Source organism: Paenibacillus sp. GCM10023250 (genome assembly GCF_042653205.1).
Classification (GTDB): domain Bacteria; phylum Bacillota; class Bacilli; order Paenibacillales; family Paenibacillaceae; genus Paenibacillus_Z.
The window spans coordinates 1-16,784 of record NZ_JBHSHY010000026.1 but is presented as its reverse complement, the minus strand read 5'-3'; the positions used below and the strand labels follow the sequence as shown (position 1 = coordinate 16,784).

The 16,784-nt window shown below is 62.5% G+C and carries 13 protein-coding genes; 10 read left to right on the top strand and 3 right to left on the bottom strand.

Annotated elements, in window-relative coordinates; all coding sequences use genetic code 11:
• Positions 1 to 143 precede the first annotated feature (143 nt).
• Positions 144 to 4,628, top strand: coding sequence for a M20/M25/M40 family metallo-hydrolase (locus ACFPB1_RS18815; protein WP_379227651.1), 4,485 nt, complete (start codon positions 144 to 146; stop codon positions 4,626 to 4,628).
• Between the two features lie 143 nt (positions 4,629 to 4,771).
• Here the strand turns inward: ACFPB1_RS18815 and ACFPB1_RS18810 are convergent, their stop codons facing one another.
• The 3 genes from ACFPB1_RS18810 to ACFPB1_RS18800 form a co-directional block, all read right to left on the bottom strand.
• Complete coding sequence (locus ACFPB1_RS18810) at positions 4,772 to 5,065, bottom strand: translation initiation factor 2 (RefSeq protein WP_379227650.1); 294 nt, start codon at positions 5,063 to 5,065, stop codon at positions 4,772 to 4,774.
• A 351-nt stretch (positions 5,066 to 5,416) separates the two neighbouring features.
• Positions 5,417 to 5,965, bottom strand: a complete 549-nt coding sequence (locus ACFPB1_RS18805; RefSeq protein WP_379227649.1) for a chromate transporter — start codon at positions 5,963 to 5,965, stop codon at positions 5,417 to 5,419.
• Between the two features lie 59 nt (positions 5,966 to 6,024).
• A complete protein-coding gene (locus tag ACFPB1_RS18800; protein ID WP_379227648.1) occupies positions 6,025 to 6,513 on the bottom strand; it encodes an Lrp/AsnC family transcriptional regulator in 489 nt (162 codons plus the stop codon).
• Between the two features lie 187 nt (positions 6,514 to 6,700).
• Between ACFPB1_RS18800 and ACFPB1_RS18795 the strand changes: the two genes are divergently transcribed.
• The 9 genes from ACFPB1_RS18795 (at position 6,701) to ACFPB1_RS18755 (ending at position 15,373) form a co-directional block, all read left to right on the top strand.
• Positions 6,701 to 7,210: a GNAT family N-acetyltransferase gene (locus ACFPB1_RS18795; protein ID WP_379227647.1), complete on the top strand. Its 510-nt coding sequence runs from the start codon at positions 6,701 to 6,703 to the stop codon at positions 7,208 to 7,210.
• Complete coding sequence (locus tag ACFPB1_RS18790) at positions 7,207 to 7,776, top strand: hypothetical protein (protein ID WP_379227646.1); 570 nt, start codon at positions 7,207 to 7,209, stop codon at positions 7,774 to 7,776. Before ACFPB1_RS18795 ends, ACFPB1_RS18790 begins: the two co-directional genes overlap by 4 nt.
• Before the next feature lie 111 nt (positions 7,777 to 7,887).
• Positions 7,888 to 8,988: an ABC transporter ATP-binding protein gene (locus ACFPB1_RS18785; RefSeq protein WP_379227645.1), complete on the top strand. Its 1,101-nt coding sequence runs from the start codon at positions 7,888 to 7,890 to the stop codon at positions 8,986 to 8,988.
• A gap of 80 nt (positions 8,989 to 9,068) precedes the next feature.
• A complete protein-coding gene (locus tag ACFPB1_RS18780) occupies positions 9,069 to 9,824 on the top strand; it encodes an ABC transporter permease (RefSeq protein ID WP_379227685.1) in 756 nt (251 codons plus the stop codon).
• A 6-nt stretch (positions 9,825 to 9,830) separates the two neighbouring features.
• Complete coding sequence (locus ACFPB1_RS18775; RefSeq protein ID WP_379227644.1) at positions 9,831 to 10,673, top strand: ABC transporter permease; 843 nt, start codon at positions 9,831 to 9,833, stop codon at positions 10,671 to 10,673.
• Complete coding sequence (locus ACFPB1_RS18770) at positions 10,670 to 11,743, top strand: ABC transporter substrate-binding protein (RefSeq protein WP_379227643.1); 1,074 nt, start codon at positions 10,670 to 10,672, stop codon at positions 11,741 to 11,743. Before ACFPB1_RS18775 ends, ACFPB1_RS18770 begins: the two co-directional genes overlap by 4 nt.
• A gap of 194 nt (positions 11,744 to 11,937) precedes the next feature.
• A complete protein-coding gene (locus tag ACFPB1_RS18765; RefSeq protein ID WP_379227642.1) occupies positions 11,938 to 12,405 on the top strand; it encodes an acyl-CoA thioesterase in 468 nt (155 codons plus the stop codon).
• A 6-nt stretch (positions 12,406 to 12,411) separates the two neighbouring features.
• Positions 12,412 to 13,656, top strand: a complete 1,245-nt coding sequence (fabF, locus tag ACFPB1_RS18760; protein WP_379227641.1) for a beta-ketoacyl-ACP synthase II — start codon at positions 12,412 to 12,414, stop codon at positions 13,654 to 13,656.
• Between the two features lie 16 nt (positions 13,657 to 13,672).
• Positions 13,673 to 15,373 (top strand): class I adenylate-forming enzyme family protein, encoded by a 1,701-nt coding sequence (locus tag ACFPB1_RS18755; RefSeq protein WP_379227640.1) that lies wholly within the window; start codon positions 13,673 to 13,675, stop codon positions 15,371 to 15,373.
• Positions 15,374 to 16,784 lie beyond the last annotated feature (1,411 nt).

Here is a 16,784-nt window from a genome sequence, read left to right as displayed (position 1 = left end):
GCCGTTGTTCGGGGGGGCTCTCCCGAGCGGACGAGGGAACGGATCACGCCTATCGCCGCTATCGGGAAGCTGTTATTCGCTGTGCCTGTTTGGAAGCTATGAATCTATTATTCATTCATTGTGTTCACGAGGAGGAGAATCTATTGAAAACAAAGATAGCCCGAAGGTTGCTTTCGCTTCTGCTCGTCTTCATGATGGCCATCGCGGCCGTCGTGCCGGCCGCATACGCGGAAGACGCGTCCGCCGGAGCAGTGCCGCCGGTCGTTGATTCGCAGGCAGCGGAACCGCCAGCAGTAGAACCGCCTGCAGCGGAACCGGAAGCCGTCACGCCGGCTGACCAAGGAACTGCGGCGTCCGCGCTCGACGCGCCGCTGCTGAGCCTGAAGGAAGGCGATGTCGGCTACGCCGCTTCGCAGTATCTGACCTACCTGGCGTCGAACATCGGCACGCGGACCGCGGGAAGCGATCAAGATGCCGCTGCCGGCGACTACATCATGGACGAATTCAAGAAAATGGGCCTGACCGTCGAGAAACAGCCGTTCACCTATACACGGTCCGGCAAAACGGTCTCGACAAATAACATCATTGCGACGACCAAACCAGGCACGTCCGACAAGACTATCATCGTCGGCGCGCACTACGACTCCGTCAGCAGCGGCGGCAGCATGGGCGCGGACGACAACGCCTCCGGCGTCGCGGTCATGATGGAAGCCGCATTGACGGTATCCAAGCAGACGACGCCGTACACGATCAAGTTCATCGCGTTCGGCGCGGAGGAAGCGGGTACGCGCGGTTCGCAGTACTACGTCTCCCAAATGACGCCTGAAGATATCAAGAACACGGTCGCCATGATCAACCTGGACAGCCTCGCCGTCGGCGACGACATTAATATTTACGGCAACGCAGGCAGTCAAGGCTTCGTGCGCGACCAGGGCTTGGCGATCGCGCAGCGTCTCGGCATCGACCTGAAGACGAACCCGGGCTTAAATCCGGACTACCCGGCCGGCACGACGGGCGACTGGAGCGACCACGCGGCATTCCGGAAGGCCGGCATCCCGTACGGCTATCTGGAAGCGACGAACTGGGCGCTCGGCGACCTGGACGGCTATACGCAGACGGTCAAGGACGGGGAAATCTGGCATACGGGCAAGGACAAGCTCGAGTATATCACGGAGAATTACCCAGGCCGGATCGAAGAGCATCTGACGGCATTCACGAAGGTGCTGTCGACGCTGCTGCTGGAGCTGAAGGCGCCGGAGCCGCAGGCGCTGACCTTAAGCGACGACAAGGCGTCCATGACGGAGAAGCGTACGATCGACGTCGAGTTCGAGCTGCCGTCGACTTCGACGCTGGACGATCTGCAGTGGACGTACGGCGGCAAGCCGCTGACCGAATGGAAGAAATGGAGCACGGAGAGCCCGGCCGGCTACAACGGCGAGCCGTTCATTTACCTGGCGGAGCCGCCGGTGCTCGACGGCACGAAGGTCAAGGCGAAAGTCACGTTCGATTTGATTTACGGCACGAGCGATCTGTCCGGCTCCTTCCGTTCGCGGTATCCGGAGATGATCGGCACGAGCGACCTGGCCGTTAGCGGCAAATCGGGCAACGTCATCGCTTTCGCCGCCGTCAAGCTGAACCCGTACGATTCCTATCACACGTACGACGAGCTTAAGCCGGCGATCGACGCCATCACGGCGAAAGCGAAGGAAGGCCGTTACATCGAGACGCGCGTCCTCGGCCAATCGGTGCAAGGGCGCAACATCTACTTCACGATTTTGGCGAAGGACAAGGCGTCCGTCGATCAATACGTGAACGAGACGCTCCCTGCGATGATCAACGACCCGGCAGGCTTGCAGGCGAAGATCAAGAACGGCGAGCTGACGGACTACAAGGTGCCGATCTGGCTGAACAACATCCATCCGGACGAGGCACCGGGCATCGACGCGATTCTGAACGTGTTCGACGAGATGTCGAGCCAAGACGCGGTCACGTACGATACGACCGACGCCGCAGGCAATCCGCAGAAGGTGACCATCGACGTCGACAAGGCGCTCGACAATGTCATCTTCCTCATGAACTACACGGAGAACCCGGACGGCCGCTATCTGAACACGCGCGCCAATGCCAACAGCTTCGACCTGAATCGCGACAACTCGTACCAAACGCAGCCGGAAACGCAAATCGTCGCGAGCGAAATTACGAAGTGGTCGCCGCTGTCGTTCCTGGATTTCCACGGCTTCGTTAAGCAGTTCCTGATCGAGCCGTGCACGCCCCCGCACGATCCGAACTTCGAATACGACCTGCTCATCGACAACATGGTCGATCAAGCGAATGCGATGGGCCGCGCGGGCGTCGCGAACACGAAGTACGACGTCTACCATATTCCGTACGAAGAAGCCCGCAAGAAGGCGGAGGACCCGAACTATAAACCGATCGCCAACGCGACGGGCTGGGACGACGCCTCCCCGGCATACACGGCCGTCTTCGCCATGCATCAGGGCGCGCTCGGCCATACCGTCGAGATTCCGGAACTGAACGAGGATTCGGTAAATGCGCTCTTCTATACCGCCATGGCATCGACCAAATACGTCATGGACCATAAAGATCAATTATTCCTGAATCAACTCGAAGTGTACAAGCGCGGGGTCGAGAACGTGGACAGCCGCACGGTCGACAAGTATCTGATCAACGCGAACAACGAAGTCATCGGCAGACCGCGCCACGGCGCAGATAACTTCTTCCCTGAGTACTACGTGCTGCCGGTCGATCCGTCCGTGCAGGAGAACGAGCTCGAAGCGTACAACATGGTGCAGTACCTGCTCCGCAACAGCGTGAAAATCGAGAAATCGACCGTTCCGGTCACCGTCGGCGAGACGGTCTATCCGGCGGGCAGCTACATTGTCAACATGCATCAAGCCAAGCGCGGCTACGCGAACCTGGTGCTGTACGATGGCATCGACGTCTCCGATTTCAGCGAGATGTACGCCGACATTGTCCAAAGCTTCTCCTATATGAGGGGCTTCGACCGGTACATCGTGCGTGAAGCCGGCGCTTTCACGGGCAAGACGACGCCGGTCACATCGGTAGAGATCCCTACGACCACGCTTACGGGATCCTCCGTGCATTACGTCATTCGCAGCACGAATAACGACGCGCTGAAGGCGGTCAACGAGCTGGTGAAGGCGGGCAAAGCGGTCACCCTGCTGAACGAGGGCGGCAATGGCTACGAGAAGGGCGATTTCCTCGTCTCGTACGCCAACCTGAAGACCGTCATGGACAACTACCTGCTGGACATCGTGCCGTTCGACGAGAGCGGCAGCAAGGAAGGCAAGCTGCTGAAACCGATCAAGGTCGCCGCAACGGGCGTGCCGGCCTTCGTCCTGAAAGGTCTCGGCTTCGACGTCGCGGCCGATCCGGCGACGAGCGACGTGCTCGTTAACACAGGCAACAGCAATACTTACATCGGCGAGGGCAAACCGTACATCGGCTTCGGCCGGAGCGTGATGAACTCGCTCAAGAGCTCGAATTTGCTGCCGGGCTTCAATTTTGCAACGACGGGCAACGCGCACGAAGGCCTGTTCAAGACGAATCTGTCGCAGGACAGCCTGATTACGGCGCCGTATAAGGAAACCGAGTATCTGTACACGGTATCCGGCTCCTACATCACGGCCGTTCCGGAAGGCGCGAACGTCATCGCGACGGCCAGCACGGACGACGATTTCTATCTCGCCGGCTGGTGGCCGAACCACGACCGCGCGAAAGGCAGCACGATCGCGTTCACGTATAAGACGGACGCGGTCAACGTGACCGTATTCGCCAACGAATTGACGAACCGCGCACATCCGCAGTTCCAATTCCGCCTGCTGGCGAACGCGATCTATGCGGCCTCGCCGGAGCGCACGGCCGACGATCCGACGCCGGACGACGGCAACGGCGAGGTACCGCCGACGGCGCCGGGTGACGGCGGCAACGGCGGCGGCAATGGCGGCGGCAACGGTGGCGGCAATGGCGGTGGTACGACCGGACCGGCTGATCCGAACGGACCGAGCAATCCATCCGAACCGGGTAACGTTCCGCAGTTCGTTGACCTTGGCCCTGTTGCCGGCTGGGCACAGGAGGCCATCGAGTCCCTGGCAGCCAAAGGCATTGTCAAGGGCGTGGACGACAAAGGAAACTTCGCGCCGCTCAAGCAAGTGACGCGGGCGGAATTCCTGACCATGCTCGTCCGGGCCTTCGACCTGAAGGCGGACGGACCAACGATCGTCTTCGGAGACGTGAAGCCAGGTTCCTGGTATTACGACGCGGTGGCGGCAGCCGTCGGCGCGGGCATTGCCCAAGGCGTCGGCAACGGCAAGTTCGACCCGAACCGTCCGATCACGCGCGAAGAAATGGCGGTCATGGCCGCGAATCTGCTGAAGCTCGTCAAGGAGCTTCCTGCCGCGGATCCGGCTCAGCTGTCCAAGTTCAAGGACCAAGGCAGCATCGCTGCCTACGCGAAGGACGCAATCGCGCAGCTGACGGGAGCTGGCATCATCACCGGCACGTCGCCGGATGCGTTCTCTCCGAAGGGCGTCGCGAATCGCGCCCAAGCGGCGGTCATCATCAGCCGCATCCTGGAGCTTGCATAACTCGCCCGCGAGACATAGCGGAATCATAAGAAAAGGAACTGCCGATGCGTCGGCGGTTCCTTTTTTCTTATGGCGGATGCCGGGAGAGGTCCAGGGCGCGCGTGAACGATTGTTAATGCCGATGCCGGTCCGTTCCCGGACGTTCAGGGCTTGGTCAAACGTTCGAGCTGCTGCTTCAGGGCGTCGATTTGCCGCTGCAGGTGGGCGATCTTCTCCTGCTGCTCGTTCTTCTCCTGCTCGGCCTGCCGGTCCTGCTCGACGATCTCCTCTAGCGCGAGGGCGGCCGAGATGGTCGCGAGGAAGTCGCCGAGCGTCGCGAAGGCGCCGCCGATGATCGCGAGCTTGGCGGAGAGCTTCTCTGTCTGGTCGGTATTCGGGCTGTTGTCGGCGGCGCTTGCGGCCGTGCTGCCGGCTGTGCTTGAATTCCGCTTCTTCAATCGGCTGGCCTCCTCTCCGCCTAGCATGCGAGCGACGATCATGCGGGAACGGCTGCCGCCGGCGAGGCGATGCGGCCGCTGCCCGGGTCAACAAGGCTACCTTAAATTATGCGCTCGCCGGGCGTCTGGTGTATGGCCGGAAGACGCAGCGGGCAGGAAGGGAATGCGGCGGGAAGAGGAAGGCGAGGGCACGGTCGAGGATCGGAAGGGCGCGGATCGGAGGGGCGAGGATCGAAGGGACGGAGAATCGAGCCGGCAGGCGGACGCCGAAGCATGACAAAGAACCCGCCGGACGGCAAAGCGCCGTCTACCGGGTCCCCAATCCGCCGAGTCCGGCTATCCGATCCGTCCCTATCCCCGCAGGAACAGCGCGCCGATGACGAGCGATCCGACGATGCCCCAGACCGCGCTCAGGTTCAGGTAATACACGGAGACGAAAAAAGCCGCCGCGAGGAGGAACGGGATGAACGTGATGAAGCCGGGCGACGTCTTCATCGCGTACTTGGCGAAGTCGTAGGCGAGCATCGCCATCATGACGAAGATGACGGGCTGAATGCCGCGGATCATGCCCTTAATGTATGTATTGTTCTGCAACTTCGACATGACGCCGACGAGCACGATCATAAGCAGGGCGGTCGGCAGGACGACGGCGGCCAGCGCGACGCAGGCGCCCGCCCAGCCGGCGACCTTGAAGCCGATATACGCGGCCAGCTTTGTCGCGATCGGCCCGGGCAGCGAATTGCCGAACGCGAGCGCATGCCCGAAGTCCTCCGTCGTCATCCACGACATCCGGTTCACGACCTCGTTCTCGTACAGCGGGATGATCGAGGGTCCGCCCCCGTAGCCGAGCATCGTCGCGCGTCCGAATGAAATAAACAGCTTCCATAATTCTGTCCACATGGCTCTCCGTCCTCTCGTATCCTTCAGTTATCTGCGCTGGTGCCGGCTTCCCGGCCGGCTTACAGCTTCATGCCCATGCGGCTCTTGTAGCGCTTCAGGAGCAGCTGGCTGTCGACGCTGACGATGCCGGGCATGGCGTACACCTTCTCGACGAGAAACCGCTCCATCTCCCGGATCGATTCGAAGATCCCGTGCATGTGCAGCTTGCTCGGCCCGCTCATATGGTAGAGGCTGGTTACCTCCGGTTCTTCCGCGAGCTTGACGGAGACGTCCTCCAGAAACTGCGGCTCGACCTCGACGTTGAAGAAGGCCGAGATGTCGATGCCGATCCGGGCCGGGTTGATGACGGCCGTGAACCGTTCAATGACGCCTTCGTCCATGAGCGCGGCGATGCGCGTCTGCACCGCGACGCGGGACAGGCCGACGAGCTTGCCGAGCTCCGTATAGGAGATGCGCGCGTTCTCATGCAGCGAAGTCAGGATTTTGCGGTCGGTTTCGTCGAGGTCGACGGCGGGCAGCGCGAAATCTTGCGGCGGTTTGGCGGCCACATTTCCACTCCTTGCTGGCATTTTGAAACCATCGTAGCATATTGGTCTACGAAACGAAAGGTGAATGACGAATTTATCTTCGCTATGTCAGCGAAAGCAATTGACTCATTCTCAAAGGGACGGTCCGTTGGTATAATATTTTCACATGCGCATACGAACATTCTGCGCCGAAGGAGCTGCGTACAACGTGTTGAAAGCCGCTGTGATCCGGTGGGCGGTGCCGGAAGATTGGGACAAGCTCGGCGAGCTGCAGGCGAGAAGCTACCACGATGCCTACCGGAAGCTGCTGCCGCACGAGTTTCTGAACCGCGTGACCGCGGAAAGCCGGCAGTCCGAATGCCGCGAGCGGCTTCGGGAGCCCGAGCATACCGGCCTGCTGCTGGTCGGCCATCGGGCCGTCGGCTACATCAGCCTGCGCTATCCGGCGGACGCGCGGCAGATGGACGGGGAAGTGACGGCCCTCTATCTGCTGCGGGAATATTGGGGACGCGGGCTCGGTCAGCGGCTGATGGCTTGGGGGCTCGAGCGGCTGCGGGAGAAGGGCTGCGCGCTGGCCGGCCTGTGGGTCCTCGAGCGCAACGAGGGCGCGAGACGTTTCTACGAACGGCAGGGCTTCCTGGCCGACGGGGCGCGCCGCGTCGTCACCCGGGGCGAGGAATTCGTGCAGCTGCGCTACGAGAGGATGATCGTCGAATGAGAAGACGCAACACGATGCTAGCGGTCGCGCTGATCGCGGCTGCGGTACTTTATTTTGTCTACAACCAGTCCGGGGGCTACCTCAGCGCGAAGAGCGCTTTCGCGCATTCCGCGTACGCTGGCAAGAGCGTCGTATACGAGCGCGCGCTCGGCAGCGACAGAGTCGCCATTCTATCGAACGGCAGCCGCAGCAAGGCGCAGATCGTGCACCGCAAGTGGGGGCTGCTGTACGAGCACGGCACGTCGGTCGAGATGGCCGCGCTGCCGGGGCGGGAGTCGGTGCGCTACGCCTGGTTCTCGGCCGGCGCGGGCGAGGCGGACGGCAAGATCGGCGTCGTCTTCGCCGCGGAGTCGCTCGACCCGGCGGTCAAGACCGTCATCATCAGCAACGATACGCTCGAGCATCCCGCCAATGCCGCGGACGTGAAGGGCGCGTCGACGGTCTATGTCGAGCTGGAGGTCGGCGGGAAGTACGCCATCGCGGCGAAGGAACTGGGCGGGAAGGACGTCGGCAGCTTCGTCGTGCGGGCGGCGGACGCGAACGGGAAGATTTTGGCGGGGGCTTGAGGCCATAGCATAGAAAACGCTTCATGCCCGCGGGGCGTTGGTTATACTATCCAAGAAAGCGTTAACGGCATGATTTGGCATCATTATGAGCATAGAGGAGGGATCGCGAGGATGAACGGACCGGGCAGCCCGGGGACGATCATATCGTTCCGGGGCGTCACAAAGCAGTACGAGGGCGACGAAGCCGTCCTCAAGAACGTCAGCTTCGACATGGAGCGCGGCAAGTTTTACACGCTGCTGGGCCCGTCGGGCTGCGGCAAGACGACGATCCTGCGGCTGATCGCCGGCTTTACGGAGCCGACGCGGGGCGACATTTATTTTCACGGTAAGGTGATCAACCGCGTGCCCGCCAACAAGCGGCAGGTGAACACGGTGTTTCAGGATTACGCGCTGTTCCCGCATCTGAACGTGTTCGAGAATGTAGCGTTCGGCCTGCGCATCAAGAAGCTGAAGCAAGCCGAGATCAAGGAGAAGGTGCTGGAGGCGCTGCGCTTCGTCAACCTGGCCGGCTACGAGAACCGCGAGATTCACGAGATGTCCGGCGGGCAGCGGCAGCGCGTCGCCATCGCCCGGGCCATCGTCAACCGGCCGGAGATCATCCTGCTCGACGAGCCGCTGTCGGCGCTCGACCTGAAGCTCCGGACCGAAATGCAGGTCGAGCTGCGCGAGCTGCAGCGCCGCCTCGGCATCACGTTCATCTTCGTCACGCATGACCAGGAGGAAGCGCTCGCGATGTCGGACGAGATCTTCGTCCTGAACAACGGCATCATCCAGCAGAGCGGCACGCCGACGGACATCTACGACGAGCCGATCAACCGGTTCGTGGCCGATTTCATCGGGGAATCCAACATCGTAGCCGGCCGGATGACGAAGGACTGCCTCGTGGAGTTCGCGGGCAAATCGTTCGCCTGCGTCGACAGGGGGCTGCAGCCGAACGAGCCGGTCGACATCGTCATCCGCCCGGAGGATCTGGAGATTACGCGTTCCGGCGAAGGCAAGCTGGAGGTGCGCGTCGAGACGCAGCTGTTCCGCGGCGTGCATTACGAGATCCAATGCGCCGACGATTCCGGCAACCGCTGGCTCGTGCATTCCACCCGCAAGGCGGAGGTCGGCGAGGCGATCGGCCTGACGTTCGACCCCGAAGCGATCCACGTCATGCGCTATAACGAGACGGAAGAGGAATTCGACAAGCGGCTGGAGGCGTACTCGTGAGGGCGGCGGCGGAAACGCGGGCGCAGGGCGCCGCGCCGTCCCGCGCGCGCAACGTCTACCTCGTGCCGTACTTGCTCTGGATGCTGCTGTTCGTCTTCGCGCCGATCGCGCTGATCGTCTACGATTCGCTGTTCGACGTGGAGGGCGCCTTCACGTTGTCGAACTACGCCCATTTCTTCACGCCCGTCTACATGCGGATGACGTTCAGCTCGTTCTGGTACGCCTTCCTCATCACGGCGTTCTCGCTGCTCGTCGGCTATCCGGCGGCGTACCTGCTTACCCGGACGAAGCATAAGCAGCTGTGGCTGCTGCTGCTCATTCTGCCGAGCTGGATCAACCTGCTGCTTAAGACGTATGCGTTCATCGGCCTGTTCGGCACGTACGGCGCGGCGAATGCGATATTGGAGACGCTCGGCATCGGGCGGCAGCAAATTTTGTTCACGGACTTCAGCTTCGTGTTCGTGTCGGTCTACATCTTCATCCCGTTCATGATTCTGCCCGTGTTCAACGCGCTGGAGGAGCTGAACCCGTCGCTGCTCGACGCCTCGCGCGACCTCGGCGCTTCGACGTGGACGACGTTCCGGCGCGTCGTGTTCCCGCTCACGCTAAGCGGCGTGAAGTCCGGCTGCCAGGCGGTGTTCATCCCGGCGCTGTCGCTCTTCATGATCACGCGCCTCATCGCGGGCAGCCGGGTCATCACGCTCGGCACGGCGATCGAGCAGCATTTTCTCGTGACGCAGGACTGGGGCATGGGGGCGACCATCGCGGTCTTTCTCATCCTGGCGATGGTCATCATCATGGCATTGACCGGCAACCGCGTCCGGGCGAGGAGGTAACGGGTCATGCGAGAGCGAACCTCATTCAGATTCAATCCGTCCAACCTGTATCTGTGGCTCGTGTTCCTGATTCTGTACGCGCCGATCCTGTACCTGGGCTATTACTCCTTCAACAGCGGGGAAACGATGCACGGCTTCGAAGGCTTCACCTGGCACTGGTACCGGGAAGTGTTCGCGGACACGCGGCTGCTCGTCATCGTGCTGAACACGGTCGTCATCGCGCTGTTCTCGTCGGCGATCTCGACGATCCTCGGCGTCATCGGCGCGATCGCGATTCACCGGACGCGCCGGATGCGGCGGCAGAACGCGCTGCTGTCGCTGAATAACGTGCTGATCGTCAGCCCGGACGTCATCATCGGGGCGTCGTTCCTGATCTTCTTCACGATGCTCGGCATCAAGCTCGGCTTCGCGTCCGTGCTCATCTCGCACATCGCGTTCAGCGTGCCGATCGTCGTCATCATGGTGCTGCCGCGGCTGAAGGAAATGAGCCCGTCACTGCTCGACGCCGCGCGCGACCTCGGCGCGACGGAATGGGACGTGCTGACCAAGGTCGTGCTGCCGTTCATCAAGTCCGGCATCTTCGCCGGCTTCTTCATGGCGCTGACCTATTCGCTCGACGATTTCGCGGTGACGTTCTTCGTCACGGGCAACGGCTTCACGACGCTGTCGGTCGAGATCTACTCGCGCGCTAGACAGGGCGTGTCGCTGTCGATCAACGCACTGTCGACGCTCATCTTCCTGTTCACGCTGGCGCTCGTCGCCGGCTACTACGTCATCAGCCGCCGCGGGCAAGCGGGACCGGCCGGCCGTCGCGGCCGCGCCGCGGAATGGGGGCTGCCGAACAAATGAACCAGCTGCTGCGCATGCTGATCGCCGTAATCGCGCTCGGCTTCGCCCTCCAGTATGGCGCCTCGGCGCTCAATTCGTCCCAGGGCCTCTCCGGCGCGAACACGCTGACGATCTACAACTGGGGCGATTACATCGACCCCGAGCTGATCGCCGAATTCGAGAAGGAATCCGGCCTCAAGGTCATCTACCAGACGTTCGATTCCAACGAGGCGATGATGACCAAGATCGAGCAGGGCGGCACGACCTTCGACATCAGCGTCCCTTCCGAATACGCGATCGACAAGATGAAGCAAGAACATCTGCTGCTGCCGATCGACAAGGCGAAGCTGCCCAATCTGAAATACGTCGACCCGCGGTTCATGAACCTGTCGTTCGACCCGGACAACGAATATTCCATCCCGTACTTCTGGGGCACGGTCGGCATCGTCTACAACGCGGACCTGCTCGGCGGGCGGACGTTCAAGAGCTGGAACGACCTGTGGGACCCGGCCTTGCGCAATCAGATCCTGCTCGTGGACGGCGCGCGCGAGGTCATTGGCTTCGGGCTGAACAGCCTGCATTACTCGCTGAACGACACCAACGAAGACCATCTCCAGCAGGTGAAGGCGAAGCTGGGCGAGCTGACGCCGAACGTGAAGGCGATCGTCGGCGACGAGATCAAGATGCTGCTCGCGAACGAGGAAGCGGCGGTCGGGGTCGTCTGGTCCGGCGACGCCTCGGAGATCATGGACGCCAACGACAAGCTCGACTACGTCGTACCGGAGGAAGGCTCCAACCTGTGGTTCGACAACATGGTCATCCCCAAGACGGCCAAGAACGTCGAGGGCGCGCACGCGTTCATCAACTTCATGCTCGATCCGAAGCATGCCGCGCAGAATGCCGAATACGTCGGCTACGCCACGCCGAACAAAGGCGCCATGCGGTATTTGCCGGAGGACATCTCGGGGGACAAGCAGTTTTACCCGGATCCGGAGCTGACCTCGAAGCTGGAGGTATACCGGAATCTAGGGAAGAAGATGCTGTCGCACTACAACGAGCTGTTTCTAGAGTTTAAGATGCACAAAAAGTAAGAAGCTATAAAAAATTTAGGATGCTGGCAGGATTCTGCGATCCGCCTGCGAATTAGATAAATAGGGACGGGCAAAAAGCGCATTGTTGCGCTTTTTTGTCGTCCTCCCGGACGAATTGGCCGGCGCGAAGCGCTTGAACGGCCGATCGGACGGGAAAGCTGGTAAAGATTACATCTTAGAACGGAGGGCATGGCATGACCGAATTCCGTCCCGATTACGTGTACGACATGACGGTGACGTGGGGGGATTGCGACGCAGCCGGAATCTCCTATTACGCCAAGACGTTCGACTGGTTCACGAATGCGCGCATGGGTCTGATGGCGGAGCAGGGGTTTCCATATATGGATGATTTTCATCGGGCGGGCATCTCGCTCGTCTGCTTGAAGGCGGACTGCAGCTACAAAAAGATGCTGAAGCCCGAGGAGCGGATCGCGGTGCATACGTCCTTGACGGAGTTGACGCGTTCCCGGCTCGCGTTCGGCTACCGGGTCTTCAAGCAGGACGGCACGCTGGCGGCCGAAGGCGCTACGGCGCACGCGTACGTCGGCGACGACGGCGCCCCGTTCAACCTGAAGCGGCGGCATCCGCGGCTGTGGGATCGACTGACGGCCAATTGGCCGGCCTTGGGCGAAGCGGACGCCCGGGCGGAGAAAGGACAGTGAAGTAAGATGACAAGCAATCAAGCACGCATTGCCGTGACGGGCATGGGGGCCGTCACGCCGCTCGGCATCGGCGTCGAGGCGTATTGGAGCGGCCTGAAGGCAGGCCGCAGCGGCATCGGCGCCATCGAGCGCTTCGACGCGGAACAGCTGCCGGTGCGGATCGCGGCCGAGGTGAAGCCGTTCGATCCGGCTGACTACATGCCGCGCAAGCTCGCGCAGCAAACCGATATTTTCATGCAGTTCGCGTTGATCGCCGCCGAGGAGGCGCTGGCGCAGAGCCGCATCCAGGCGCGGCCGGAACGGGTCGCCGTCGTGCTAGGCACCGCGCTCGCGGGCATCTTCACGGCGACGCAGGCGCAGGAGGCGGCTACCCGGAGCGGCAGCTACCGGGTGAGCCCGCATCTCGTGACCAAGATGCTCGGCAACATCGCGGCAGCGCATATCGGGATCGCGCATGATTTTCGCGGGCCGGGCTACACGCTGAACACGGCCTGCTCCTCGGGCGCGGACGCCGTCGGCCTCGGCGCCATGCTGCTGCAGTCGGGCCAGGCCGACGCCGTCGTGGCCGTCGGCGCGGAGTCGATCCTGTGCGCGCTCATGGACGCGGGCCTCGCGGCCAGCCGCGCGCTGTCGACGCGCAACGCGGATCCCGCGCGGGCGAGCCGGCCGTTCGACCTGAACCGCGACGGCTTCGTCATGGGCGAGGGCGGCGGCGCGGTCGTGCTGGAGACGGTGGATGCCGCGGAGCGCCGAGGCGCGCACGTCTATGCCGAGCTGCTCGGCTACGCGAATACGACGGACGCGTACCACGTCACGTCGTCCGAGCCGAACGGCCGCGGCGAGATCGACTGCATGCGGCTCGCGCTCGAGCGCGCCGGGCTGACGCCGGCGGACATCGATTACGTGAACGCGCACGGCACGTCCACGCCGCTCGGCGACCGCATCGAGACACGGGCGCTCAACACCGTGTTCGGCGAGCGCGCCGGGGGCGTGCCCGTCAGCTCGATCAAGGGTGCGACCGGGCATCTGATGGGCGCCGGCGGCGTGACGGAGCTGATCACCTGCATCCAGGCGATCCGCGAGGGCGTGCTGCCGCCGACGCTGAACTACGAGACCCCCGATCCGGAATGCGATTTGGACTGCGTGCCGAACGTGGCACGGCAGGCGACCGTACGGCGCGCGATGTCCAATTCCTTCGGCTTCGGCGGGCAAAACGCCTCCTTGATCGTCGGGGCGTACGACGGACGATAGGCAGGGACGATCGCATATGACCGAAAGGGTGGAGGAAGACATGGACCGCATGGAAATGGAGCACAATTTAACTTACGACGTTGGCATGTTCAAGGAGACGTTCGAGCATTCGTTCACGTATCTGAACGGATTTCTGCGCAATACCCACCGGTTTGCGAATCGTCCCGCGCTGACGGACCCGCTGCGCGGGCTTCGGTGGACATACGCGGAGCTGAACCGCGAGGCGAACCGGTTCGCCCACGCGCTCGCGGCGGACGGAATCGGACACGGCGAGGTCGTCACGTACCAGCTGCCGAACTCGGCCGAGTTCGTCTTCAGCTTCCTGGCGCCGCAGAAGATCGGCGCGATCAACAATCCGATCAATTTCCGCCTCTCGCCGGGGGAGACGGCGTTCATCCTCGACGACAGCAAGCCGGCGGCGTTCGTGTACGACGGCGAGTTTCGCGAGACGGCGCTGCAGGCGCTCGCCATGGCGGAGCATCGGCCGAAGCGGATCATCATGGTCGATTTTACCGGGCAGAACGAGGCGCCGGAGGGCCACGTGACGTACGCGGACTATGTCCGGGACCGTTCCGAGGACAACCCGCCGCTCGCGCCGAAGCACATCTATGAGGAAAACACGCGGCTGTACACGTCCGGCACGACGGGACAGCCGAAGGGCGTGCCGCTGAACAACGTGAACGACGTGCTGTCGGCCCACGACGTCGCGATGCATTTTCCGCTGACGCCGATGGACCGGACGATGAACATGAGCCCGTGGTTCCACCGCGGCGGCCTGCATGCCGGCGGTCCGAACCCGACGCTGTTCGTCGGCGGCGAGGTCGTGATTCTGCGCCACTTCAACCCGAAGACCGTGCTGGAGTACATCCCGGAATACGGACTGACGTTCGTGATCGGCGCGCCGCCGATGCTGAAGATGCTGTATCAGCAGCAGCTGAAGCATCCGTCCGACCTGAGCGGGCTGAAGGGCATCGTGACGATGGGCGCGCCGCTCGAGAAGGAAGACTGCATCAAGTACCAGGAGACGCTGACGCCGAATATTTTCAATGGCTACGGCACGACGGAGGCGTTCTGGAACACGTTCCTGCGCCCGTTCGACCTGCCGGACATGGCCGGATCGGCGGGCCGCTCCTGCACGGACGACGACGTGGCGGTGGTGAAGATTTACCCCGACCGCAAAGCGGAGCCGGACGACGTCGTCGCGCGGGACGGCAAGGAGGTCGGCGAGATCATCGTGCGGTCGGTCGGCAAGACGGCCTATACGTACGTCAACAAGGAAGCCGAGAGCCGCAAAGTGTTCTATAAGGGCTGGATCTACATCGGCGACATGGGCACGTGGGACGAGAACGAATTCGTCACCGTCGTCGGCCGCAAGAACGACATGATCCTCTCCTCGGGCGAAAATATCCACCCGGTCCAGGTTGAGGAAATCCTGAACCAGCATCCGAAGGTGCAGGAGGCGGTCGTCGTCGGCGTGCCGGACGAGCTGCGCGGCGAATCCGTCGTCGCGTACATCATCAAGTCGGATCCGTCGCTGACGGCGAAGGAGCTCGGCAAGTACTGCAGCGAGCACCTCATGCTGGCCACATACAAGCGGCCGCGGTTCTACCGGTTCATCGACGAGCTGCCGTACACGGCGACGGGGAAGAAGAAGCATTTCGAAGTCCGCGCGATGGCGATCGAGGATCAGAAGCAGGGGCTGTTCGAGCGGGTGTAAGGCGCGGTTGGGCGCGATTGGGCGCTGGTTGCGCGCCAGCGCGCGCCGATTTGGCCGGCGCGGATTGAAGCTCGTGATCGGGCGCCGGCGGCGTGCGGATTGTGGCTGGTGCGGATTGAAGGTCGTGATCGGGCGCCGGTGGCGTGCCGATTGAGGCTGGCGCGTATTGAAGGTCGTGATCGGGCGCCGGTGTCGTGCCGATTGAGGCTGGTGCGGATTGAAGGTCGTGATCGGGCGTGGGTCGCGTGCCGATTGAGGCTGGCGTGGCTTGAAGCCCGTGGGCGCCGGATGAGGCTGCCGTGGCTGACGAGACGCGGTCAAGGCGGCAGCCGAGGCAGCGGATGAAGCATTTGCGTGAAATAGGTGTCCCGGAAGCCGGTTAAAACCGGCTCTCGGGGCGCCTTTTTTTGTGGTGGCTGGCTGGGGTGGTGTGGTTGCCGGTACGTGGTGCGGTCAACGTGGCGGCAGACCGCACACAGAAACGGGACGCCGTATGAGCGGACAGGAGATCCGTTATTCGCGCGAATCCAGCGATTTCTGAACTTTGGCGGCCACAGGCGCCGCTATTTGGTTAGCTATGCCGCTAATTGACCCGGATTTGGCCAAATAGCGGTTCTCCTGGCCGCGAAATCGCAGAAACACGGCAAATGGGCCAAATAGCGGTATGTGTGTCCGCCAAAAGTCGAGGTTGCGCACGTTTTCTGCGTGTCGAGGGAGGCGGCGGGAAGTGGCGGGCACTATATAGCTAGCAAACGTCCGTGGCAGCGATGGGGGTGAACCGAACGCTTCGCAAGCGGCCTGCCTCAGACTGCGGCAATCGCAAGCGCCGTCGCGCTCAAAAAAGTTAGTTAGCGTGGGGGCCGAGCAGGACGATCGCGTTTTTGGTGGGTATGAGGGGAGAGGGGGCGGGCGGGTAGGTGTTCAGGCGGTTGGGAGGGGGGGAGCATACGCTGCCATGCGGACAGGGGAGCCGCTATTTTGGCGAATTGACGTAAAATTCTCGTTTCGCGGCCACAGGAGCGCTTATTGGCTTGTTTGGCGAGCAATTATGCCGCGTTAGGGTTCAATAGCGGAACGTGTGGCCGCTCAAGTGGCGGAAAGCCCATTTTCGCACAAATAACGGCTCTGGTGGCCGCGAAAGTTCGCGGTTTGGCCACAGTACTCGCCCTCGCCGCCGCCGTCGCTCAAAAGCTCGCGAATCTCGCCGCTTGTCGAACTAAGGCTGTCGCCCATGCGCGGAACCGTCTGCTTGGCCCCGAGCAAGGGCCGTGCCCGCGCTACGGCGGAACCAGCCGCTCCAGGCCTGCGCAAGAGCTGTGCCTGCACGGGAAGCGCGCCGCGGGCCATCGCGCGCCCCGCGCGCCCGTGCGCCCCGCGCGTCCCGCGCCTGCGCGCCCGCGCGCGCCCCGGC

Excerpts from the sequence above, each read along its gene's own strand:
- ACFPB1_RS18805 (WP_379227649.1), bottom strand. The coding sequence starts at position 5,965 with ATGTGGACAGAATTATGGAAGCTGTTTATTTCATTCGGACGCGCGACG.
- ACFPB1_RS18790 (WP_379227646.1), top strand. The coding sequence starts at position 7,207 with ATGAGAAGACGCAACACGATGCTAGCGGTCGCGCTGATCGCGGCTGCG.
- ACFPB1_RS18785 (WP_379227645.1), top strand. The coding sequence starts at position 7,888 with ATGAACGGACCGGGCAGCCCGGGGACGATCATATCGTTCCGGGGCGTC.
- ACFPB1_RS18780 (WP_379227685.1), top strand. The coding sequence starts at position 9,069 with ATGCTGCTGTTCGTCTTCGCGCCGATCGCGCTGATCGTCTACGATTCG.
- ACFPB1_RS18775 (WP_379227644.1), top strand. The coding sequence starts at position 9,831 with ATGCGAGAGCGAACCTCATTCAGATTCAATCCGTCCAACCTGTATCTG.
- ACFPB1_RS18770 (WP_379227643.1), top strand. The coding sequence starts at position 10,670 with ATGAACCAGCTGCTGCGCATGCTGATCGCCGTAATCGCGCTCGGCTTC.
- ACFPB1_RS18765 (WP_379227642.1), top strand. The coding sequence starts at position 11,938 with ATGACCGAATTCCGTCCCGATTACGTGTACGACATGACGGTGACGTGG.
- fabF (WP_379227641.1), top strand. The coding sequence starts at position 12,412 with ATGACAAGCAATCAAGCACGCATTGCCGTGACGGGCATGGGGGCCGTC.
- ACFPB1_RS18755 (WP_379227640.1), top strand. The coding sequence starts at position 13,673 with ATGACCGAAAGGGTGGAGGAAGACATGGACCGCATGGAAATGGAGCAC.